The following is a 19492-nucleotide window of genomic DNA, read 5'->3' on the forward strand; positions in this document are numbered from 1 at the left end:
ATTTTGATTGAGTAGATCTAACGGGGGTGGAATCATGTCGTGGAATTACGAACGCGGCCGCATTTACAATCGACGCACTGATATTCACGGTCGCTATCAAGGCCAACAGCAGGGAGGGATCATTACCCCTGCTAAACATGCGCTTGTAATTATTATCACCGGCGAAGCTGGTGAGGAGCATGGTTATGCGGATCGCTGGCGCACGGATGGTGTTTTCGAGTACTTTGGCGAAGGCCAAATTGGAAACATGCAGATGCATAAAGGCAATGCAGCTATTGCCAACCACTCGTCGAATGGCAAAAGTCTGCTGCTTTTCGCGAAAACAAAACAGGGACTGCGTTTTGAGGATGAGTTTATTTGCGAGGCTCACCACACCGAAAAAGCACCAGATCGTGAAGGCACACTTAGGGATGCAATAGTGTTCGAGCTCCGCCCTATGAGCAACGTTCTTGAAACTGTTGAACTTCAAGAATTGCAAACATTGAACATAGAAGAGTTGCGAAAAAAAGCGTTCGCTTCTGCGAGTATGGCTCCCAGCAAAAGCAGCACTACCACAACTGTTTATGAACGTAGCCGTCATGTGAGAGACTATGTTGTAGCCAGATCTAATGGTAATTGCGAAGGTTGTGGTCTTCCTGCTCCATTTAAGCGCCCTAATGGTATTCCATACCTGGAGCCACATCATATTAGACGCCTTACGGACGGCGGCCCCGATAACCCAAAATACGTTATCGCACTTTGTCCGAACTGTCATAGACGTGTTCATTCTGGGGCAGATGGAATTACCTATAACGATAGGCTCGCCGTTAAAATGAAAGCAATCGAGGTTGCGAAAAGTTAACATGGGGCACCATTGACTGATTGTTTAGGTCCATAAATTGTGCCTGTCTTAGCTTCCCACAGTGAACCATCTGGGAATGTTCGCTTGCCCGTGGTTGTCCATGTGCCGTGATCGATATTCACCGCGAGAATGTCTCGGTTTCTGGTCGCATCAACCGGACTGCTGTGCTTACGGCCTTTAGCTTCTGCCCTTGCCTGATCAACTTCTCGTACATATCGCGCACTGTCATTGATGGGCTTCATCACTCGCTCGCACTCACGGCGAAGCTCTGGCGGTGACGGCATAAAACCATGCTCAAGGCTCGAATGGCCTTTGATGATGTTATCAGTGGCAACTTCCAGACTGTGACGGGTCACGCCTTCCAGCGCCTTGAGATAAACACCACGGGTCAGGTTCGGATCAGTAGCGCCCCGAGCTGGCAATACGGAGAGGATGTACATTGCTTTCTTGATGTCGGTTTCCGTAACCTTCATCGAGTATGTCTGTGCTGTGGCTAACTGGTTCATTCGGGAGGATCCCTTCTTCACGCAGGGCATCAGCCCAGATATCGGTGTGGGTTAATTTGCGGCTGGCCGGACTGGCGCGCTGTTGCGCTGCCTGCTGCCGGTTCTGCAGCCATTCAGGCTTGAAGCCCTGCCAACAGTTCTCGATCATTGCATCAGCTGCAGCGTTCGGATCTGGGCATTTGAAAAATTGAGCTGCCAAAAGTTTGGCGGCATGCGGAGTGAGCGGTTTCTTGAGCGCTTTGCGGTGATCGATAACAGCCTTGGCGTGATCCTGATCTAAGACCTTCATCAATTCGCTTTGAGCAGATGCTTTTTCGGGCGCTCGCGCCTTAACTTCTGAACGTAGTGAAGAAGTAATATCTGTATCTGTATCTGTATCTTGGGGCGTTACTGTAACGTTACATGATGTTTCATTACGGTTGCGCTTTGTTTTCTCTCGATATTTTCTAACTCGATCTGTGCTGCTATCGCTACGATACTGCAATTCATCCCAAGCCATCGGGCTCATGTTTTCGTCAACTAAGCCAACCTCAAAAAGACGACGTTTGATCTCATCCAGTTCACGCGCTTGCACGCCGAGCTTAACAGCAATCTTGCGCTGCTTTAGGCTGCTTTCCTCATCATCCAGCAGGCCATCAGCCTTAAGACACATCAATGCAACGAAGTGCCAACGATCTTCAAAGGCCAGAAGACGGATTTTCTCGTCATCGATAACCCGATGATAAAGACGGAACCATTGAAGGTTACTCATTCTATGCTGGCTCCTTTAGCTATATTGCAGGGCGCGCAAAGGGTTTGAAGGTTTTCTAATACGGCCTTACCCCCTCTGCTTTCCGGGAATATGTGATCAACGTGGAGATCATGATGGCTGCCGCATTTTTTGCAGCGATAGGCGTCTCGCTCCAAAATTTCTTTGCGCAATTTGGACGGGATTGGTGATTTTCTGTAATGAGGGGTCATCCGCTTACTGTGCTCGGCCATCTCGTCATCCGTTGAGAAGCCAAAAACAGGGACGCCAGAGTGCGCCATCGAATACTCATGAGCCAATCGCCTCACACAGGAACCGCAAGCGCCCCTAAAATGGTAAACAAACTCAGCGATGACTTCCTTGCCGCATATACGACATTCCATTCTATCGCCTATAGATGCCATTGCCTGAAAACTCATGCCGCGCTCCTGTCTCTGGAAGCCGCAGCAGAGTAATCGGACACAGCTTGCCGTAGAGCATCACAAAGGCTGCGCTGCTCCTCGACTTCATGCGAAGGACGCGGAGCTTTACCTGCTCCATGCGTTTTCACTCATAGCTCCTTGCTGTACAGCATCTTCTGCATAGCAAAGGCCATATCAGAGTGAGATATGCGTTCAGACATGCGGCACCCGATAAGTTTGAGTGCCACCGAACAGATCATCACCCGATGGAATAACCATCGCGTTGGCAATAAGCCAAAGCGCAGATGCAAAGCTAACTGCCTTACCATCAGGATGTGTGAAATAGATGTATCCATTACCCTTCACCGCTGCTTCCTCCGAAGTCGAGGATTGTCGAACGAGCGCCCCCCCCCCTGACTGAGACGGGTAAGAGCTGGCTTAACGAAATGCGGTATTTTCAATTCCTCTGTCATTCTCTCAACTCCGGGCAAATCCATTCAGCTGCACCTGCAGCCCAAGTTCTAAAACTGACGGCGATCTTGTGCCGCCGGCTGAATGACAGCCATCGCAGCAATACGGGCGGTTTCGGCGCGATATGCGGCTTGTTTTCTTCTCCCATCGAGGATTGCCTTCATTTCTTCGATTTCTCTGTTTTCAATCCTGCTAGCTTCTTTGTTGAAGACAGCCCTCACTCTGCGGCGCGTCCACGCACCGTTGCGCTTACTCAAATCTGAATACGCCCGTTCCAGCATGGACTTGATCGTTTCGCGAACACCGCGCTGACCAATGATTTCGTCCAGCAGAGAAGCGGCCATATCGACATCAGTCATCGTCGGCTCCTTGGCTGAAAAATCCACGTTCTTGGATGAAATTCCCACGTTCATGGGTGGCTCCTTTGTTACGTTTCAAATCAGTGACGACTTGAGACGAAACCGGAGCAACCAGTGCATGGAGCCAGTGGGAAAGATTGCGCTGCGCATATTGAACAAAAACAGGCATGCGCAGATACACCGCCAAAGGACGGGAATTGATGGCCGAGACGATCAGAGGGAAGAGAAAAACCGCCTCGGCCTCACCGGTGGGAGGAGTAACCGGTGATATGAAACTGATTAATGGGGTCGCGGGGCTCATGCTGCGCGATCCTTTTTCTTTGGATGTGACAGTTTATCTCGCTCCAGTCGCATATATGCGCGGACTTCGATTTCTGTTTCTGGCCACACTCTGCCGCCTGCACGGAGCCTTTCAATTAGACGTCCGTTTTTGGCCGCTTTGATCCCAAAGCGAAAGGTGCCAGTTCCGGTCTCAGATAGAAAAGCTTCAATTTCTTCGAGAAGTTTCTTGCTCATAAATACGATATACACGCAATCGCGTGCATATGCAATACACGCAACTACGTGCACACGCTTTTCCGTGCATATGATAAAAACAAGACATGGTAGAAAACTGGAAAACCCGCCTATTAAAGGCTGTTGATGAAGACCCTAGATCCGACCGAGCCATCAGCTTGGCGGTTGGCCTTGGCGTGAACACAGTTAACGAGCTGCGCAATACCGATAAATCCCCCAGTATTGATAAAGTTCTCAAGTTGGCAGCGGAGCTTGGTCTGAATCTTGGATATGTACTGTGGGGTGGCGATCAAGATAAATCGCCCATCCGCGGGGATAAAGAAATCCTCCAAACCCTGCACCGGATTGAAGGTCTGGATCAGCGCGGCGTGGAAGTTGTGTTCTCGGTGATCGATACAGTCATCAATCGTCAGCCTTCCAAACAAGAACAGTCATCCTCTGGTGATCAACTTGAGCTCGCCACTCCCCACCGTGAGCCAAAGCCATAGATTCAGCTAACTCCTTAGCTTGGAAATCGACCTTTCTCATAGCCGCCAGCAGGCCGCCATTGAGCGTAGCTACACGGAGCAATTCCAGCTTATCAGCTTCTTTTCCTTTTTGGATGCGAGCAAACTTAATCATTCACCAACTCCGTGGATAACCTCTCACAACACGCTAACTGCACTTGCAAGAATCTCGCTTCCCGCAAGCGCTTATCATTTCACAAAATGAGAACATAGCAAGAACGATTTAACACAAGCGAACAGATTTTTAACGGACTATTAAGGACGCACTAGATGTGGTGGAGTTGAGGTTTGGGGAGCACAAATAGACGCCATGCACTCAATTGTGACGGTTCATATACGATAGGATACCTAGGCGGCTTTAAAGCGTCGAAAGCCAAACACAGCAATTACAATACCGATCAGCGCTAATACAGCGCCGCCGACACCAACAAACATCGCATCACTGCACTGAATGCCCGGACAGCGATAAGAAGCATCGGAAAGCGCAACCAATGCTATCAATAACGCAGCGCCAGTCACAAATAGGCCGGTAGCGATTACAGCGATATAAAGCTTCTTCATACATATCTCCGCAGGGGATTAACGCCTAACATCCGATCTCGGAGTATAGTGAAATACGTCAGTGGTTTGTGTCGCACACAGTCCAAGCCTGCGCTGTCTTACACCCTGCTAGTACCGCTAAAACCCAAATAAATTCAGTATCTCACCCACCGCCTCTATCAAAGCCTGACCAGCTACCAGCAAGTAGATAAGACCAGCAGCCAATAAAAACAGCAAAACCCGCCCACCGGTGCGCAATGGGCACAAAGCTCCTGCACCTATAAGTGCGATTATAACAATGATCGTAATCTCTGGATAAAACGCCGGGGTCAGTAAAATAAATTCCATACAGCGTTTTTAGCAACCTCTATGACTGAAACAAGAGAGATCACAGTGCCGGCCACCTAGTTTTTTTCATTTGCACTCACATTGCAGATATTTGCAAAATGCCAAGGCTCTCTAATTAGCAACACCGCTGATCACAAACTTGTGATTATTTCTGGACTCTTAAAATCGACTGAATTAGAGTTGGATTAGGTTACGCACTCTCTCATCTTAGCATTCAGAGGGGGCTCTGTAAGGTGGTTAGATTGAGCTGCGTAACCTGCAAAACCTACCCCATAAAACGAAGCCTCGGGTAATACCGAGGCTTTTTATTATGGCGTCTTACCGCCCAAGTATACGCTCTCGTTTACGTTTTAGCTTATCAGCCATGTGTATCCGCTTGAGCATGACATCTACCAACTTCTTTTGATCATACTGGCCAGTCATATATTCGCGAACAGCGGAATTCGCCAAGGCCTGCCCTTCATCGCTTTTTAGCTGAATGAGGGTGGCAGCGCAGATTTGGGAAAGCGCATTATTAATAATCGAGATATCTTTTGGATCGATTACATTCCTCTGAGTAGATTTTAACAATGTAGTATCCTCCAGCCCTCTTAATCGGAGTAGTCCGAAGAGAGCCTAATGAGAGTAACATAGTTAACACCTCAACCCTAATTTTCATTTTCTCTAAAATATCACAGCCCGCCTCGTGCGGGCTTTTTCCTGCCCTGATTCTGGTATGGTTGGGGTTTGGCTCAATTAAAATACACGCTATTGCGTTTATTGTATTGCAATGCACGCAGTAGCGTGTATATTCAACTCATCAACAGCGCGAAGAAGCACCCGCCGATCCGCTAACCGATGGAGAGAAACATGCGATACCCGTTTTGCACTGATCTGAGCGACAAAGCTCTCGGCATTACACTGTTTCAGGATTTTGAATGTGAAGTCGATGTGTCCCTGATCTGGGATAACGGCGAGCCAGTTCTTGAAGTGAACGCGGTCTATGTTGACAGTGAAAACCTGTCCAAAGGCGAAAGCGCATCGCAGTTTCTCGTTCACATGATCGCAGACAAAGCAGAGCGTGACGACGACCTCCTCACACGCCTCATTGAAGATGAAGAAGCCCGTTTTCCGAGGGCTGCATGATGGACGAGGAACTCATGACACTCGTCTGGTACGCCTATTGGGATGAAGGCAATACCAAAACTGCTTTGGAGCGCGTCGTTCAAGTTGTGCGTGATTACGACAAGGCCGCCTTGGCATCAGCTCAAGCTTCATCCGTTACGAAACTCTCTCAGCGCAGAAAGGCAGCATAATGGAAGGCATTATTCAGGATCTCTGCGCTCTGGTCTCAATCATCATCTTCGTAACAGTCATAGTCATCTATATCGGAGCTTTGACGTGAATGCGGATTATCAATGGTGGAGCAATCTGCTCGACGGCCGGCAAATGCCAATTCACGAAGGCGAGCCACAGTGCGGGTACTTCAAAATCCGTAACCGTCGCGGACTGAATAAAGATCTGGCGCCAATCAAGCGCCCGTTCATTGCGGCAGCCATCTGGAAAGCGCCGGACGGAACTTTCAAAGCAGAGATAGCAGGCCAACCTGTCGAGATCGATCAGGCATGGCCGTATGTCGCCAAATATCCAATCACCTATCACGAATATGCCTACTGGCACACCAATGAAAAATGGCCGGAGAAAGCAGCATGACACAAGTCACAACTATTCCTGCAGCCAAACAATCACTGATTACTTCTATGGCCTCTCAGTACGGGATGGAGCCTAAGGCTTTCGCAGATACTGTAAAAGCCACTTGTATGCCGAACACCGCAAGCAATGAAGAGTTTGCAGCGTTTCTGATGGTGGCCAAAGAATACGGGCTCAATCCGATCACCCGCGAGATTTATGCCTTCCCAAAGAAGGGTGGCGGTGTTCAGCCAATCGTTGGCGTGGATGGCTGGTTCAACTTGATCAACTCACACCCGCAGTGTGACGGTATCGATTTTGAGGATGAGTTTGACGACAAGCGTAATCTGATCGCGGTCAAATGCTCCATCTACCGTAAAGACCGCAATCGTCCGACAGTCGTCACCGAATATATGGATGAATGTAAGCGACCAACCGAGCCATGGCAAAAGTGGCCAAAGCGTATGCTTCGCCACAAAGCTGCAATTCAGTGTGCTCGCTACGCTTTCGGCTTTGCAGGGATCATTGATCCGGATGAAGCTGAGCGCTCGCCGGAAGTCATCACTCACGCAGTCGTTATGGCTCCTCCACCAACCATGTCGACCGATCATGAAGCCCCAACAGTTCCATTCGATAGCACAGCTTTCCTCACCGAGCTCGAAGAAGCACTGACTGTGGCCGGTGACATTGAAACACTCGAGGATATCTGGTCGTCACATGACCCATTGTCAGTTCTCGAAGGTGATGATCATGCACAGGACGTCGCTCTTAAAATCAAAGAGCGCTGCCTTGCTGCAATCGATACGGGAGCCGCAGCATGAGCAGATGGACACTCATTCTCCATAATGACCTGACTGTTCAAAAGGCCATCAACTGGTTACGCAAAGCACCACGAGGTATGCGTATTGAGTTCAAAATGCCAAAGCGCACCACACCACAAAATGACCGCATGTGGGCAATGCTCACGGATATCGCAGCAGAAATGCGCAAGCGCGGCACTGATTACACAACTGACGAATGGAAAGTCATTTTCATGCATGCTTGTGGCCGTGAAATGCGACTACTGCCGGCGCTCGATGGCCATGGCTTCATTCCATATGGGCAATCATCATCCGATCTCAGTAAGCAAGAAATGACCGATCTGATTGAATTCATGTCGGCCTGGGGTGCTGAGAAAAGTGTGGTTTTCAATGATGAAAGGAGAGCAGCATGATACAGACAGTTCCTCTTACTGCTCCTTATGAGTTTCGACGGAGCAAAAAGCTGGCGCAGGCTCATATCCGCTCAACAACTGAATTGATGAACGCACCGGAAGTATTGGCCAACCGTCAAAAGCGCCTGAACGACCGGATCTCCGATATTCTGGCTGATGAACTGGCAGCAGCTTTATCGACCCTCAACTTCAATGAGGTGCAGGCATGAGCAAGCGCATAGAGTTTTCCCGCAAAGACAAGGCAAAGATCATCGCCCGTGCAAACGGCAAGTGTGAAAAATGCTATGCAATGCTGAAGACCGGCGAGGGCGAAGTCGATCATATTCTGCCCTGCGCACTCGGTGGCGAGGCGACAATGGCCAATGGCCGCCTGCTCTGCCGTGTTTGCCATGTTGAAAAGACGGCCGGAGATATCAAGGCCATTCGCAAGTCAGACCGGCAGCGTGACAAGGCCAGTGGCGCGGTACGGCCAAAGTCTGCACTGGCAGGCCGGAAACGGCCAAAGCCGGCACTAACGAAAACACTGCCACCTCGCGCGATGTTTGTACCTACTAACAACGTAGTATCTGCGAAAGGAGGAAAGTTATGACCGAAAATTTATCGGACGACGTACTAATTGGCGCAAAATCGATTAGCAAATTTAGCGGCTTTCCGGAGCGAACAATTTATCATTTGTGCGCAAAAGGTGCCTTTCCTCATTTTAAAGCCGGTGATTTGTTGTGTGCACGCAAATCAACAATCATCCGATGGATATCTCAACAAGAAGTCGCTTGATTCTGGAACTACCAGAACTGCGTAGGCCAAATAATAAAAGCCGCCCTTAATGGCGGCTTCATCGCTTTAATATGTTGCATCCGTGTTGCATGGAGTAATTTGCAATACGTTGAAAACCCTAGAAATCCGCGCTTTTGCATGCAACTCATTGCAACACGCCAGCAACTAAGAACGTTCATTTAATTGCGATGTATGTAATTGATTTAATTGAATTTTTAAGTGGTGCCCGGAGACGGATTTGAACCGCCGACACGCGGATTTTCAATCCGCTGCTCTACCAACTGAGCTATCCGGGCATCCCTGCGAGCCTGTCTGGCTGCTTGGCGGTGTTGGTTGTCCGCCTGATGTGAGCGCTTTATAGCATTAAATTTTCGCCTGTCCAGCACCCAAAACAGAAATTATGCACAGAACCACCAATTTTTTTCAAAAAGCCCAGATTTCCTTGATTTTTAACGAGTATTTTCTTTTTGCCATGCACCTGTCATATGTGGAAATGTGAAAATTTTCCTCTTCAGATATGCATTTATGCGTGAATCATCAGAATCCACAGCCTCCAGATTCTGGTGCGTATCGCGTTTATTCGTATCTACTGCACCCACTCAGGTTTTTTTTGATCGTCGGACGTTGACGGAAGCTCAAATGAAGCCCTTTGAGTCAGACATGCCTGATCTGGTTCAGGTTCTTTTCAAAGAAAAATCATACATTGTCTTATATGGTGCAGTGCGTGTCGTCACTGAAGGCGACTTTTATAAAAGACGCGACATTCAATCGCTGCGCAAAGAGCCGCATTATAATAATTCCAGATGACTTCACCAGCCAGCTACGATAAAAGGCACGCATGTCGAGGAGAGGATCATATCCTGATTCCTGTTTGTCTGCGGGAGAGAGCCGGTAACGGCCACCGAAGGGGAAATCGCCCGAAATCTCTCAGGTACCAAGAACCGCAGATCAGCAAGGCAACTCTGGAAAGTCGGGGGAAACTCCGCGCCGAAGGTGTAAGTAAGTCTCTACAGGCTTGCGAGTCTCTCAGGCTTCCGACAGAGGGGTACATTCATAGCTCTCCGCTTTCGCGGAAGGCTGACGTGTGTCTCTGGAGTGAAAAATGGGCGATACAACTTCTTTAAAAACGCTTCCGTTGGAAGAACTACATATTGCATCCGGCGCCCGCTTTGGCGGCTTTGCCGGTTGGAACATGCCGCTGACCTATCCGCTCGGCGTGATGAAAGAGCATGTTCATACACGTGAACAGGCTGGTCTGTTTGACATCTCGCATATGAAACTCATTGAAGTTTCAGGTAGCGATGCTGCTGCTTTGTTTGCAAAGCTGTGCCCGATTGATGTTACCAAGCTCAATGAAGGCCAGTCGAAATATACATTCCTGATGAATGATGACGCAGGCATTATTGATGACCTGATCGTAACCCGTCTGGGTGACGAGCGTTTCATGATCGTCGCCAATGCCGGTAATGCCGATATTGATGTTGCGCATTTCCAGAAAGCAGCAAGCGCGCTGAACTGCACTGTTACGCCGCTTGACCGCGTTCTGCTGGCCATTCAGGGCCCGCAGGCTGCTGATGTCATGAAGAGCCTCGCTTCTGATCTCGGTTTCAGCGTTGAAGAGCTGAAATTCATGCACGGTTTTGAACCGAAACAGGGCTGGTTCGTTACCCGCTCCGGTTATACCGGCGAAGACGGTTTTGAAATTGCTGCCCCGATCGGCGATGCACAGTTTCTGGCAAAAGCACTGCTGGGCGATGCCCGCGTTGCATGGATCGGCCTTGCTGCCCGCGATAGCTTGCGTCTTGAAGCCGGTCTTTGCCTGCATGGTCAGGACATTACTGAGACCATTGATCCGGTTTCTGCCGGTCTGACATGGGCAATCACCAAAGCAGTGCGCGAAACGGCCGCTTTCCCTGCCGCCGCTAAAGTTCTGGAACTGATTGCTAACGGCCCTGAAAAGCGCCGCGTCGGCATCAAGCCGGAAGGCCGTCAGCCGGTTCGCGCCGGTACCAAACTGTTTGATGAAGCCGGCAGCGAAGTCGGTGAAATCACATCCGGCGGCTTCGGCCCTTCAGCCGGTTTCCCTGTTGCCATGGGTTATGTCAGAGCTGATCTGAAAGAACCGGGCACACGTCTTTTTGCGGAAGTCCGCGGCAATAAAGTGCCTGTAGACGTCCATACACTTCCATTTACCCAACCTCGCTATCACAAAGGATAATCGCATGCCTAAAATCTTTTTTACCGAAGATCATGAATGGCTCAGCGTTGAAGGCGACATTGCAACTGTCGGCATCACCAACCACGCTCAGGAACAGCTCGGCGACCTCGTTTTCGTAGAACTGCCTGAAGTTGAGCGCGTTGTGGAAAAAGGCGAAGCCATTGTTGTGGTTGAGTCTGTGAAAGCTGCATCCGATGTGTATGCACCGCTTAACGGTGAAGTCATTGAAATCAACGAAGAACTCAATGGCAATCCAGCGCTCGTCAACAGCGCGGCAGAAGGTGAAGGCTGGCTGTGGAAGATGAAAATCTCCGATGCAGGTCAGCTCGAAGGTCTGCTCGACGCTGCCGGTTATCAGGCACTGGTTGGCTAAATCATGGCAGCATCATCACTTCCGTTTGTAGAGCGCCATATCGGCCCTCGCGCCAGTGAACAGCAGGAAATGCTGTCGGCGCTTGGTCTGCCGTCGCTGGACGCTCTGATCAGTCAGGCCGTGCCGCAGTCAATTCGTCTTGACCGCGCACTCAACCTGCCTGCTCCGCTCGATGAAGCCGCAGCTCTCAGTGAGCTGTCCGGCATTATGGGTCACAACGTGGTTGCCAAAAGCTTCTACGGTGCGGGCTATCACGGCACCCATGTGCCGCCGGTTATTCAGCGCAACCTGTTTGAAAATCCGGCATGGTACACAGCCTATACACCATATCAGGCTGAAATCAGTCAGGGCCGCCTTGAGTTGCTGTTCAACTTCCAAACGCTGGTAACAGAGCTGACCGGCCTGCCGGTTGCCTGCGCATCGCTGCTGGATGAAGCAACTGCCGTTGCTGAAGCTGTTGGCATTGCTTACCGTCATCACCGCGAAAAGCGTCCGAAAATGGTGATTGCCGGTGAGTTGCACCCGCAGACGCTGGATGTTCTGAACACCCGTGCGGAACCGCATGGTATGATCATTGAAGTTGGCGGCGAAGTGGATACCACAACCGCTGCGGTGATCATTCCTTGGCCGGATACACGCGGCGTTTACGGTGATTTCACCCGTATTATCGCCAGCGCCAAACAGACCGGCGCTCTGGTTGTGGCCGTTGCCGATCCTCTGGCACTGACCATCACCCAGTCTCCGGGCTCATGGGGCGCCGATATTGCTGTCGGTTCCATGCAGCGCTACGGCGTACCAATGGGTAATGGTGGTCCTCACGCTGCTTATCTCGGCGTGAAAGAAAACCTCACCCGTATCATTCCGGGCCGGATCGTTGGTCAGTCGCTCGATGCGCATGGCCGTCCGGCCTATCGTCTGGCACTGCAGACCCGCGAACAGCATATTCGTCGTGATAAAGCGACATCGAATATCTGTACCGCTCAGGCACTGCTGGCCAATATGGCTGCATCTTATGCAATCTGGCACGGTCCTAAAGGCCTGCAGGCTATTGCTGATGCCGTTCATGCGATCACTGCCCGCTTTGCAGCCTCGCTGAAAGCTGCCGGTTTTGAACTGGCCGGTGAACAGCTGTTTGATACAGTGACTGTAACTGTTAAAGGCAAAGCACAGGATTATGCTGACAAGGCTCTGGCAGGCGACCGCCTGATCCGCGTCATTGATGCTGATACTGTGTCTGTCACTTTCGATGAAACCTCGCTGGAAGATGATTATCTGGCTCTGGTTGCATTGTTTGGTGCGAAGCCTGTTGAAAAAGCTGCCCGTCTGTTGCCGGATGCCCCGCGTGACGAACATTTCCTGACACAGGCTGCATTCCACAGCTATCGTTCAGAAACCGAAATGATGCGTTTCCTGCGCAAATTGGCAGACAAGGATCTGGCGCTTGACCGTGCGATGATCCCGCTCGGTTCCTGCACCATGAAGCTCAATGCTGCTGCTGAAATGATGCCGGTCTCATGGCCGACAGTCGGTGGTCTGCATCCTTTTGCGCCACAGGCGCATCTGGAAGGCTACAAGGTTCTGACCGATAACCTCGAAGCATGGCTTTGCGAAGTAACCGGTTTTGACGCTGTATCCCTGCAGCCAAATGCCGGTAGTCAGGGCGAATATGCCGGTCTTCTGGCAATCCGCCGCTATCACCGCGCCAATGGCGATGAGAACCGCAATATCTGCCTTATCCCGTCTTCCGCACACGGTACTAATCCGGCCAGTGCGCAGATGGCAGGCATGAAAGTGGTTGTCGTCAACTGTCTCGAAGACGGTGACATTGATGTGGCCGATCTGAAAGCCAAGGCAGAACAGTATCGTGATACGCTGTCAGCGCTGATGATCACCTATCCGTCCACCCACGGTGTGTTTGAAGAAACCATCCGTGAAATCTGCACAATCATTCATGCGAATGGCGGTCAGGTTTACTTCGACGGTGCCAACCTCAATGCGCTGGTTGGTCTGGCACGTCCTGCCGATATCGGTGCTGACGTTTGCCATATGAACCTGCATAAAACTTTCTGCATTCCGCATGGCGGCGGCGGTCCGGGCATTGGTCCGATCGGCGTTGGCGCACATCTGGCACCATTCCTGCCAGGTCACGTGAATGCAGGCAGCGACAATGCGGTTTCCGCTGCACCATTCGGCAGTGCGTCTATCCTCGTTATCACATGGATGTATATCCGTATGATGGGCGGCGCCGGTCTGAAAAATGCAACAGAAGTGGCCATTCTCAATGCGAACTACATTGCTGAGCGCCTGAAGGATCATTATCCGATCCTTTATACCGGTGCGAACAATCGCGTTGCGCATGAGTGCATCGTTGACACCCGCGTGTTGAAAGACAAAGCCGGTGTGACCGTTGAAGATGTTGCCAAGCGTCTGATCGACTATGGCTTCCACGCCCCGACCATGTCATGGCCGGTTGCCGGTACGCTGATGGTTGAACCGACTGAATCCGAATCCAAGGCTGAAGTGGATCGTCTTTGTGACGCTATGATCTCCATCGCCAAAGAAGCGGCTAAGGTTGAAGCCGGTGAGTGGCCGCAGGACGACAATCCGCTGGCGAATGCACCGCATACCGTTGCTGACACCATGCTCGACGACTGGAAACATCCGTATTCCCGCAAGGAAGCAGCCTTCCCTGCGAAAAATATGGATCCGGCCTCCAAATATTGGGCTCCGGTATCGCGCATCGACAACGTAGGCGGCGACCGCAATCTGGTTTGCTCCTGCCCGCCGATGGATGCTTATACAGACTAAAATAATCAAAAGGCCCTGATGAAAATCAGGGCCTTTTTTGTTGCCTGCCCAGCCATGGGAAGCAAATTCAACTCACAGCTTATGCGACATTAGTCTAACCTTATGCAAATTTTGCTTTCACTCGCAAGCACACAGGAGTAATCGCTCAGGGTGTTTGTCTGTGCGAAGGAATCATTGCGCACCGGCACACATGCAGAAAACAAAAACAGAATATTTTCTTGGATTTAGGAGGGGAAATATTCTGGCAGATGAATTGTGAGGCATACTGAATGGATACTGCATCCGGGCGCACGCATTCCCACGAGGAAGAGCCCCATCTCGCCCGTAATCTCAAAAACCGCCACTTGCAGCTGATCGCCATCGGCGGCGCTATCGGTACCGGTCTTTTCATGGGGTCGGGCAAAACAATTTCACTCGCAGGCCCTTCGATCCTGCTCGTCTATGCGATTATCGGCTTTATGCTGTTTTTCGTTATGCGTGCATTGGGCGAATTGCTGCTGTCCAATCTGAACTACCGTTCTTTTGCTGATTTTGCCGGTGACTATCTCGGCTCATGGGCACAGTTTTTTACCGGCTGGACCTATTGGCTATGCTGGATCGTAACCGGTATTGCCGATGTGGTGGCCGTTGCAGGCTATATGTCGTTCTGGTTCCCTGAACTGGCATTGTGGGTTCCTGCCCTCGGCCTGATTATTGCTCTGGTAGCACTCAACCTGCCAAATGTGCGCAATTTCGGTGAAATTGAATTCTGGTTTGCACTGATCAAGATCGTGGCGATTGTCGCGCTGATCATCACCGGCGTTATCATGCTGACATCCGGCTATACATCGCCAAACGGCACAGCGGCTTCTGTCTCCCATTTGTGGGATCAGGGCGGCTTCTTCCCGAACGGTTTCTTCGGCTTTGTCGCCGGTTTCCAGATCGCGGTTTTTGCTTTTGTTGGTATTGAGCTTGTTGGCACTGCGGCCGCAGAAACCGAAAATCCGGAACGCAACCTGCCAAAGGCGATCAACTCGATCCCTGTGCGCATTGTTCTGTTTTATCTCGGTTCGCTCTTCGTCATCATGACCGTGATGCCGTGGAACCAGGTTGACCCGTCAAGCAGTCCGTTTGTGGCTATGTTCTCGCTGGCAGGCCTCGGCATTGCCGCGCATGTTGTGAACTTCGTGGTACTGACCTCTGCGGCTTCCAGTGCAAACTCCGGAATCTACTCGACATCGCGTATGATTTTTGGTCTGGCAAGCTATGCGCTGGCACCAAAAACACTGGGCAAGCTGAACCATCGTAAAGTGCCGGTCAATGCGCTGTTTTTCTCCTGCACATTCCTGCTCGCAGGTGTTGTGCTGCTTTATGCAGGACAGAGCATTATTGAAGCTTTCACGATTGTAACCACAATTTCGGCACTGCTGTTTATCTTTGTCTGGTCGATCATTTTGGCATCTTACGTGCAGTATCGCCGTAAGCGTCCTGATCTCCATGCAAAATCAAACTTCAAAATGCCGGGTGGTTATGCCGCTGTGGCTATGGTGTTTGCGTTCTTTGCTTTCATCCTCTGGGCACTGGCACAGCAGGCTGATACGGCACAGGCTTTGCTGATTACACCGGTCTGGTTCGTCCTGCTGGCCGTGATCTATTTCTTCATCGCGAAGAAAAGAGCTTAAAGAAACTGAAAAGGCCACTCATCAGAGTGGCCTTTTTCATTACAGCAAAATCCAGCGAATCATCGGCGCGGCAAAAACATTGACCAGCCCGACCAGCACCATCACCAATCCGGCAATAGTACCCTCTTCCTGACCGATCTGCTGGGCTTTGGCCACGCCTGCGCCATGGGCACCCATGCCAAACAAGGCACCACGTGCAAGACCGGACTTCAATGGCAGAAAGCGCCATAAAGTATCGCCGAGCGCTGCACCGATAACACCGGTGACCACCACAAACAGAGCTGTCAGGTTGGGAATACCGCCAATATCTTCCGACAAAGCCATCGCAAAAGGTGATGTCACCGAGCGCGGCAGCAGGCTGAGACGTAGGCTGCCATCAAGACTGAGCAGACTTGCCAAGCCCCATGCCGAGAAAATGGCAACGGAACTACCGACCAGAACACCAAACATCAGGACCGGCCAATATTGCCGGATTGTCGCTCTCTGTTCATAAATCGGCACCGCAAAAGCTACAGTTGCCGGTCCCAGCAGCATCACCAGCCAATGGGTCGCGCTGTTATATTCGGCATAAGATGTGCGGAACAGCAGAACAGCAGCGATCAGCAAAATCGGCGCAGCAATGAGTGGTGAGAACCAGAAACGCGGCCAGCGGCGATAGAGCTTCTTCGCCAGCAGATAGAACAGGATTGTGGCTGTAGACCAAAGCAACATCATCCAAAGTGCAGGTGTTAAATAATCCTCTAATCCGCTCATGATGAATGCCTCATTTTCTGCAAATGACGGCTCAGACGCAAACCTGCTTCAACGGCTAATGCGGTAGAAATCATCACGATTACAGTACCAAACAAAATAACGGCCAGAATTTTCAAACCCAACAGGCCGAAAAACTCATGATGATCAAGCACCGCAAGAACTGCGGGAATAAAGAACAGCAGCATTTCTGCCAGATACCACTGCGCACCGCGGCGTACAGTCAGCAGGTTCATGCCGCCGGTTATCAGCAATATAAATAACAAGAACAGACCAACTACACTGCCGGGCACCGGCATATGAGTTACTCTGACAATACCCTCACCCAAAGCCCAGAAACCGGCGATCAATGCGATCTGGCCGATCCGGCTGCTTTGCACCCAATGACGGACTCCTCCCGACAGTTGAGCTGGAGACATTTTATGGGACTCTTTTCATGCAAAATTAATTTCCTCTCTTATACGCCATGATCAATCATGATAAAAATGAATTGATTGAATAGAAATAAGTCCAAAAGGGAATGGCAATGGAGCTACGCACATTACGGATCTTCACTGAGGTTGTCCGGCAAGGCGGGTTCACGCAGGCCGCCAAAACGGTTTTTCTGACCCAGTCTGCCGTGAGTAAGGCCGTGCGTCAGCTTGAGGACGAACTCGGCCTGACATTGCTCGACCGCAACGGCCATAAATCTGTGATGACTGATGCGGGGCAAGTCGTTTATCAGCGTGCTTTACGCATACTGGCTGAGCAGGATGATCTCAAAACCGAACTTGCGGAACTGCAAGGTCTGACCAAAGGCGCATTGCGCCTCGGCCTGCCGCCAATCGGCAGTGATGCACTGTTTGCACCAATGTTTGCGATTTACCGTCGTCTTTATCCCGGCATTGATATTCATCTGGTCGAGCATGGCAGTAAAAAACTCGAAGATATGGTGCTGAGCGGCGAGGTTGATCTTGGCGCATCCCTGCTGCCAGCACCCGATGAATTCGACTGGCAGAATGTACGCAAAGAACCGATTGACGTGCTGATACCGGCATCCCATGAACTTGCCGGTCAACCGCAGATCGCGATCAAACAATTACAGGATATGCCGTTCATCTTGTTTGACAGTGCCTTTGCGCTCAATCCGATTATTATCAATGCCTGTCAAAGTCAGGGCTTTATGCCGTCAGTGACCGCGCGTTCCAGCCAGATCAATTTTATCATTGAACTGGTTCATGCGGGGCTGGGAATCGGTTTTCTCCCGCGCCTCATTGCCGAGCAGCGGGTACGCGACGGTGTCCGGCATATTACGCTGACAGAACCCGATCTGTCATGGGACATGGCATGGGTCTGGCGGCGGGGTGCTTATCTGTCTCATGCCGCGCGCGCATGGCTTGAACTCGCAGCCCGTTTTCAGCACTAAGGTTGCGAACCAAGGATTATTGTCAGGAAATTCAGGCTCATTCTCAGCATATATTGCTCAAAACAGTCCGCATATCAAAGAGCCTGAAACCAAGTTCATGCATAAAATTCATGACTAAAGTGCAAATAAGGGTTTGCAGTCTTTGGTCAATGGGCTGAGTATATGGCAACTTTATCGGGAGATACTAAATGAGTGATATGACAAAATTTTCATGGAGCGATCCGTTCCTGCTCGATGATCAGCTGTCTGACGATGAACGTATGATCCGCGACTCTGCCGCGGCTTTCGCCAAGAGCGAATTGCTGCCACGCATTGAAGAAGCCTATCTGGAAGAAGCCGTTCAGCCTGAATTGTTCCGCATGATGGGACAGGCCGGCCTTCTCGGCGTTACCCTGCCGGAAAAATACGGCGCAGCAGAAGCCAACTACGTTTCCTACGGTCTGGTCGCGCGCGAAGTCGAGCGCATCGACTCCGGCTATCGTTCGATGATGAGCGTGCAGTCCTCCCTCGTAATCTATCCGATTTTTGCCTATGGTTCGGAAGAGCAGAAAGACAAATATCTGCCGGGTCTGGTTTCCGGCGAGCTGATCGGTTGCTTTGGTCTGACCGAACCGGATGCCGGTTCTGATCCTGCGGGCATGAAAACCCGTGCGGAAAAAACCGCAACCGGTTACAAGCTGCACGGTTCGAAAATGTGGATTTCCAACTCCCCGATCGCCGATGTATTCGTGGTCTGGGCGAAATCCGTTGCTCATGACAATCAGATCCGTGGCTTCGTGCTGGAAAAAGGCATGAAAGGTCTGAGCGCACCGAAAATCGGTGGCAAGCTTTCCCTGCGTGCATCTGTCACCGGTGAAATCGTTATGGATGGTGTGGAAGTCGGCGAAGATGCACTGCTGCCAAATGTGTCCGGTCTTAAAGGTCCGTTCGGCTGCCTTAACCGCGCCCGCTATGGTATTTCATGGGGTGTGCTGGGTGCGGCAGAAGATTGCTGGCACCGTGCGCTGCAATATGGTCTGGATCGCAAGCAGTTCAATCGTCCGCTGGCACAGACACAGCTTTTCCAGAAGAAGCTGGCTGACATGCAGACAGAAATCACGCTCGGTCTTCAGGGCTCGCTGCGTGTTGGCCGTCTGATGGACGATCATAAATTTGCGCCGGAAATGATTTCGCTGATGAAGCGTAACAACTGCGGTAAAGCGCTCGACATCGCCCGTCAGGCGCGCGACATGCACGGCGGTAATGGTATTCAGATCGAATATCACGTGATGCGTCATTCGCAGAATCTGGAAACAGTGAATACCTATGAAGGTACGCATGATGTTCACGCGCTGATCCTCGGCCGTGCGCAGACCGGTCTTCAGGCATTCTTTTAATATTCCATAA

28 protein-coding genes, 1 tRNA gene and 1 riboswitch are annotated in these 19492 nt (G+C 50.9%); of the genes, 16 read left to right on the plus strand and 13 right to left on the minus strand.

The window, feature by feature from the left end; translation table 11 throughout:
* Positions 1–34 precede the first annotated feature (34 nt).
* Positions 35–841 (plus strand): HNH endonuclease, encoded by an 807-nt coding sequence (locus tag DFR47_RS18575; RefSeq protein WP_113946009.1) that lies wholly within the window; start codon positions 35–37, stop codon positions 839–841.
* Here the strand turns inward: DFR47_RS18575 and DFR47_RS18580 are convergent.
* From DFR47_RS18580 to DFR47_RS21875, 7 genes are all read right to left on the minus strand, one after another.
* Positions 838–1281, minus strand: coding sequence for a hypothetical protein (locus tag DFR47_RS18580; RefSeq protein ID WP_170137556.1), 444 nt, complete (start codon positions 1279–1281; stop codon positions 838–840). The genes DFR47_RS18575 and DFR47_RS18580 overlap by 4 nt on opposite strands.
* Positions 1241–2098 carry a hypothetical protein gene (locus tag DFR47_RS18585; RefSeq protein ID WP_113946011.1) on the minus strand — a complete coding sequence of 286 codons (858 nt, stop codon included), beginning with the start codon at positions 2096–2098 and terminating at the stop codon, positions 1241–1243. Before DFR47_RS18585 ends, DFR47_RS18580 begins: the two co-directional genes overlap by 41 nt.
* Complete coding sequence (locus DFR47_RS22020) at positions 2095–2514, minus strand: HNH endonuclease (RefSeq protein ID WP_210207344.1); 420 nt, start codon at positions 2512–2514, stop codon at positions 2095–2097. Before DFR47_RS22020 ends, DFR47_RS18585 begins: the two co-directional genes overlap by 4 nt.
* Before the next feature lie 195 nt (positions 2515–2709).
* Positions 2710–2862 carry a hypothetical protein gene (locus DFR47_RS21865; protein ID WP_170137557.1) on the minus strand — a complete coding sequence of 51 codons (153 nt, stop codon included), beginning with the start codon at positions 2860–2862 and terminating at the stop codon, positions 2710–2712.
* 155 nt (positions 2863–3017) lie between these two features.
* On the minus strand, positions 3018–3326 hold the full coding sequence (locus DFR47_RS18595; RefSeq protein ID WP_147245607.1) for a hypothetical protein: 309 nt from the start codon (positions 3324–3326) through the stop codon (positions 3018–3020).
* Positions 3319–3627 carry a hypothetical protein gene (locus tag DFR47_RS21870; RefSeq protein ID WP_170137558.1) on the minus strand — a complete coding sequence of 103 codons (309 nt, stop codon included), beginning with the start codon at positions 3625–3627 and terminating at the stop codon, positions 3319–3321. Before DFR47_RS21870 ends, DFR47_RS18595 begins: the two co-directional genes overlap by 8 nt.
* Positions 3624–3842, minus strand: a complete 219-nt coding sequence (locus DFR47_RS21875; protein ID WP_113946013.1) for a hypothetical protein — start codon at positions 3840–3842, stop codon at positions 3624–3626. The genes DFR47_RS21870 and DFR47_RS21875 overlap by 4 nt, the downstream gene beginning before the upstream one ends.
* An 86-nt stretch (positions 3843–3928) precedes the next feature.
* Between DFR47_RS21875 and DFR47_RS21625 the strand changes: the two genes are divergently transcribed.
* Complete coding sequence (locus DFR47_RS21625) at positions 3929–4330, plus strand: hypothetical protein (protein ID WP_147245629.1); 402 nt, start codon at positions 3929–3931, stop codon at positions 4328–4330.
* 366 nt (positions 4331–4696) lie between these two features.
* On the opposite strand, the gene DFR47_RS18615 is transcribed toward DFR47_RS21625, so the two are convergent.
* The 3 genes from DFR47_RS18615 to DFR47_RS18625 all read right to left on the minus strand — a co-directional run bounded on the left by DFR47_RS18615 (position 4697) and on the right by DFR47_RS18625 (position 5806).
* Complete coding sequence (locus tag DFR47_RS18615) at positions 4697–4909, minus strand: hypothetical protein (RefSeq protein ID WP_113946016.1); 213 nt, start codon at positions 4907–4909, stop codon at positions 4697–4699.
* 117 nt (positions 4910–5026) lie between these two features.
* Positions 5027–5236, minus strand: a complete 210-nt coding sequence (locus tag DFR47_RS18620; RefSeq protein WP_113946017.1) for a hypothetical protein — start codon at positions 5234–5236, stop codon at positions 5027–5029.
* A gap of 318 nt (positions 5237–5554) precedes the next feature.
* A complete protein-coding gene (locus DFR47_RS18625) occupies positions 5555–5806 on the minus strand; it encodes a hypothetical protein (RefSeq protein ID WP_113946018.1) in 252 nt (83 codons plus the stop codon).
* Between the two features lie 279 nt (positions 5807–6085).
* Here DFR47_RS18625 and DFR47_RS18630 point away from each other — a divergent pair, with 279 nt between their 5' ends.
* The 8 genes from DFR47_RS18630 to DFR47_RS18660 all read left to right on the plus strand — a co-directional run bounded on the left by DFR47_RS18630 (position 6086) and on the right by DFR47_RS18660 (position 8891).
* Positions 6086–6361, plus strand: coding sequence for a hypothetical protein (locus DFR47_RS18630; RefSeq protein WP_113946019.1), 276 nt, complete (start codon positions 6086–6088; stop codon positions 6359–6361).
* Entirely contained in the window at positions 6361–6531 is a 171-nt protein-coding gene (locus DFR47_RS21880; protein ID WP_170137559.1) for a hypothetical protein, read from the plus strand. The genes DFR47_RS18630 and DFR47_RS21880 overlap by 1 nt, the downstream gene beginning before the upstream one ends.
* Before the next feature lie 85 nt (positions 6532–6616).
* Positions 6617–6928, plus strand: coding sequence for a hypothetical protein (locus DFR47_RS18635; RefSeq protein WP_113946020.1), 312 nt, complete (start codon positions 6617–6619; stop codon positions 6926–6928).
* The gene (gene bet, locus DFR47_RS18640) at positions 6925–7725 is read left to right on the plus strand and encodes a phage recombination protein Bet (RefSeq protein WP_113946021.1); all 801 of its coding nucleotides are present in this window, start codon (positions 6925–6927) and stop codon (positions 7723–7725) included. Before DFR47_RS18635 ends, bet begins: the two co-directional genes overlap by 4 nt.
* Positions 7722–8117: a recombination protein NinB gene (locus DFR47_RS18645; protein WP_113946022.1), complete on the plus strand. Its 396-nt coding sequence runs from the start codon at positions 7722–7724 to the stop codon at positions 8115–8117. The genes bet and DFR47_RS18645 overlap by 4 nt, the downstream gene beginning before the upstream one ends.
* Positions 8114–8326 (plus strand): hypothetical protein, encoded by a 213-nt coding sequence (locus DFR47_RS18650; protein WP_113946023.1) that lies wholly within the window; start codon positions 8114–8116, stop codon positions 8324–8326. The genes DFR47_RS18645 and DFR47_RS18650 overlap by 4 nt, the downstream gene beginning before the upstream one ends.
* Entirely contained in the window at positions 8323–8706 is a 384-nt protein-coding gene (locus DFR47_RS18655; protein ID WP_113946024.1) for an HNH endonuclease, read from the plus strand. Before DFR47_RS18650 ends, DFR47_RS18655 begins: the two co-directional genes overlap by 4 nt.
* The gene (locus DFR47_RS18660; protein ID WP_113946025.1) at positions 8703–8891 is read left to right on the plus strand and encodes a helix-turn-helix transcriptional regulator; all 189 of its coding nucleotides are present in this window, start codon (positions 8703–8705) and stop codon (positions 8889–8891) included. The genes DFR47_RS18655 and DFR47_RS18660 overlap by 4 nt, the downstream gene beginning before the upstream one ends.
* A 220-nt stretch (positions 8892–9111) precedes the next feature.
* Here DFR47_RS18660 and DFR47_RS18665 read toward each other — a convergent pair.
* Positions 9112–9187 (minus strand) — tRNA-Phe (locus DFR47_RS18665).
* Positions 9188–9759: 572 nt separating this feature from the next.
* A riboswitch (glycine riboswitch) is annotated at positions 9760–9845 on the plus strand.
* Between the two features lie 148 nt (positions 9846–9993).
* Between DFR47_RS18665 and gcvT the strand changes: the two genes are divergently transcribed.
* From gcvT to DFR47_RS18685, 4 genes are all read left to right on the plus strand, one after another.
* Positions 9994–11109, plus strand: a complete 1116-nt coding sequence (gcvT, locus tag DFR47_RS18670; RefSeq protein ID WP_113946026.1) for a glycine cleavage system aminomethyltransferase GcvT — start codon at positions 9994–9996, stop codon at positions 11107–11109.
* 4 nt (positions 11110–11113) lie between these two features.
* The gene (gcvH, locus tag DFR47_RS18675) at positions 11114–11482 is read left to right on the plus strand and encodes a glycine cleavage system protein GcvH (protein ID WP_075656842.1); all 369 of its coding nucleotides are present in this window, start codon (positions 11114–11116) and stop codon (positions 11480–11482) included.
* 3 nt (positions 11483–11485) lie between these two features.
* On the plus strand, positions 11486–14290 hold the full coding sequence (gcvP, locus tag DFR47_RS18680) for an aminomethyl-transferring glycine dehydrogenase (protein WP_113946027.1): 2805 nt from the start codon (positions 11486–11488) through the stop codon (positions 14288–14290).
* Between the two features lie 269 nt (positions 14291–14559).
* Positions 14560–15951, plus strand: coding sequence for an amino acid permease (locus tag DFR47_RS18685; protein ID WP_113946028.1), 1392 nt, complete (start codon positions 14560–14562; stop codon positions 15949–15951).
* Positions 15952–15990: 39 nt separating this feature from the next.
* On the opposite strand, the gene DFR47_RS18690 is transcribed toward DFR47_RS18685, so the two are convergent.
* Together DFR47_RS18690 and DFR47_RS18695 are read right to left on the minus strand one after the other, a co-directional pair.
* A complete protein-coding gene (locus tag DFR47_RS18690) occupies positions 15991–16704 on the minus strand; it encodes an LrgB family protein (protein ID WP_170137560.1) in 714 nt (237 codons plus the stop codon).
* The gene (locus DFR47_RS18695; RefSeq protein WP_113946029.1) at positions 16701–17120 is read right to left on the minus strand and encodes a CidA/LrgA family protein; all 420 of its coding nucleotides are present in this window, start codon (positions 17118–17120) and stop codon (positions 16701–16703) included. The genes DFR47_RS18690 and DFR47_RS18695 overlap by 4 nt, the downstream gene beginning before the upstream one ends.
* Positions 17121–17227: 107 nt before the next feature.
* Here DFR47_RS18695 and DFR47_RS18700 point away from each other — a divergent pair, with 107 nt between their 5' ends.
* Entirely contained in the window at positions 17228–18106 is an 879-nt protein-coding gene (locus DFR47_RS18700; RefSeq protein ID WP_170137561.1) for a LysR family transcriptional regulator, read from the plus strand.
* 197 nt (positions 18107–18303) lie between these two features.
* Positions 18304–19482 (plus strand): acyl-CoA dehydrogenase, encoded by a 1179-nt coding sequence (locus DFR47_RS18705; RefSeq protein WP_374788425.1) that lies wholly within the window; start codon positions 18304–18306, stop codon positions 19480–19482.
* Positions 19483–19492 lie beyond the last annotated feature (10 nt).

The sequence above is a fragment of the Pseudochrobactrum asaccharolyticum genome (assembly GCF_003314995.1).
GTDB classification, from domain to species: domain Bacteria; phylum Pseudomonadota; class Alphaproteobacteria; order Rhizobiales; family Rhizobiaceae; genus Pseudochrobactrum; species Pseudochrobactrum asaccharolyticum.

What these genes read in the sequence shown, in the direction of transcription:
- DFR47_RS18575 (WP_113946009.1), top strand. Translation starts at nt 35, where the DNA reads ATGTCGTGGAATTACGAACGCGGCCGCATTTACAATCGACGCACTGAT.
- DFR47_RS18580 (WP_170137556.1), bottom strand. Translation starts at nt 1,281, where the DNA reads ATGTACATCCTCTCCGTATTGCCAGCTCGGGGCGCTACTGATCCGAAC.
- DFR47_RS18585 (WP_113946011.1), bottom strand. Translation starts at nt 2,098, where the DNA reads ATGAGTAACCTTCAATGGTTCCGTCTTTATCATCGGGTTATCGATGAC.
- DFR47_RS22020 (WP_210207344.1), bottom strand. Translation starts at nt 2,514, where the DNA reads ATGAGTTTTCAGGCAATGGCATCTATAGGCGATAGAATGGAATGTCGT.
- DFR47_RS18595 (WP_147245607.1), bottom strand. Translation starts at nt 3,326, where the DNA reads ATGACTGATGTCGATATGGCCGCTTCTCTGCTGGACGAAATCATTGGT.
- DFR47_RS21870 (WP_170137558.1), bottom strand. Translation starts at nt 3,627, where the DNA reads ATGAGCCCCGCGACCCCATTAATCAGTTTCATATCACCGGTTACTCCT.
- DFR47_RS21875 (WP_113946013.1), bottom strand. Translation starts at nt 3,842, where the DNA reads ATGAGCAAGAAACTTCTCGAAGAAATTGAAGCTTTTCTATCTGAGACC.
- DFR47_RS21625 (WP_147245629.1), top strand. Translation starts at nt 3,929, where the DNA reads ATGGTAGAAAACTGGAAAACCCGCCTATTAAAGGCTGTTGATGAAGAC.
- DFR47_RS18615 (WP_113946016.1), bottom strand. Translation starts at nt 4,909, where the DNA reads ATGAAGAAGCTTTATATCGCTGTAATCGCTACCGGCCTATTTGTGACT.
- DFR47_RS18620 (WP_113946017.1), bottom strand. Translation starts at nt 5,236, where the DNA reads ATGGAATTTATTTTACTGACCCCGGCGTTTTATCCAGAGATTACGATC.
- DFR47_RS18630 (WP_113946019.1), top strand. Translation starts at nt 6,086, where the DNA reads ATGCGATACCCGTTTTGCACTGATCTGAGCGACAAAGCTCTCGGCATT.
- DFR47_RS21880 (WP_170137559.1), top strand. Translation starts at nt 6,361, where the DNA reads ATGGACGAGGAACTCATGACACTCGTCTGGTACGCCTATTGGGATGAA.
- bet (WP_113946021.1), top strand. Translation starts at nt 6,925, where the DNA reads ATGACACAAGTCACAACTATTCCTGCAGCCAAACAATCACTGATTACT.
- DFR47_RS18645 (WP_113946022.1), top strand. Translation starts at nt 7,722, where the DNA reads ATGAGCAGATGGACACTCATTCTCCATAATGACCTGACTGTTCAAAAG.
- DFR47_RS18650 (WP_113946023.1), top strand. Translation starts at nt 8,114, where the DNA reads ATGATACAGACAGTTCCTCTTACTGCTCCTTATGAGTTTCGACGGAGC.
- DFR47_RS18655 (WP_113946024.1), top strand. Translation starts at nt 8,323, where the DNA reads ATGAGCAAGCGCATAGAGTTTTCCCGCAAAGACAAGGCAAAGATCATC.
- DFR47_RS18660 (WP_113946025.1), top strand. Translation starts at nt 8,703, where the DNA reads ATGACCGAAAATTTATCGGACGACGTACTAATTGGCGCAAAATCGATT.
- gcvT (WP_113946026.1), top strand. Translation starts at nt 9,994, where the DNA reads ATGGGCGATACAACTTCTTTAAAAACGCTTCCGTTGGAAGAACTACAT.
- gcvH (WP_075656842.1), top strand. Translation starts at nt 11,114, where the DNA reads ATGCCTAAAATCTTTTTTACCGAAGATCATGAATGGCTCAGCGTTGAA.
- gcvP (WP_113946027.1), top strand. Translation starts at nt 11,486, where the DNA reads ATGGCAGCATCATCACTTCCGTTTGTAGAGCGCCATATCGGCCCTCGC.
- DFR47_RS18685 (WP_113946028.1), top strand. Translation starts at nt 14,560, where the DNA reads ATGGATACTGCATCCGGGCGCACGCATTCCCACGAGGAAGAGCCCCAT.
- DFR47_RS18690 (WP_170137560.1), bottom strand. Translation starts at nt 16,704, where the DNA reads ATGAGCGGATTAGAGGATTATTTAACACCTGCACTTTGGATGATGTTG.
- DFR47_RS18695 (WP_113946029.1), bottom strand. Translation starts at nt 17,120, where the DNA reads ATGTCTCCAGCTCAACTGTCGGGAGGAGTCCGTCATTGGGTGCAAAGC.
- DFR47_RS18700 (WP_170137561.1), top strand. Translation starts at nt 17,228, where the DNA reads ATGGAGCTACGCACATTACGGATCTTCACTGAGGTTGTCCGGCAAGGC.
- DFR47_RS18705 (WP_374788425.1), top strand. Translation starts at nt 18,304, where the DNA reads ATGACAAAATTTTCATGGAGCGATCCGTTCCTGCTCGATGATCAGCTG.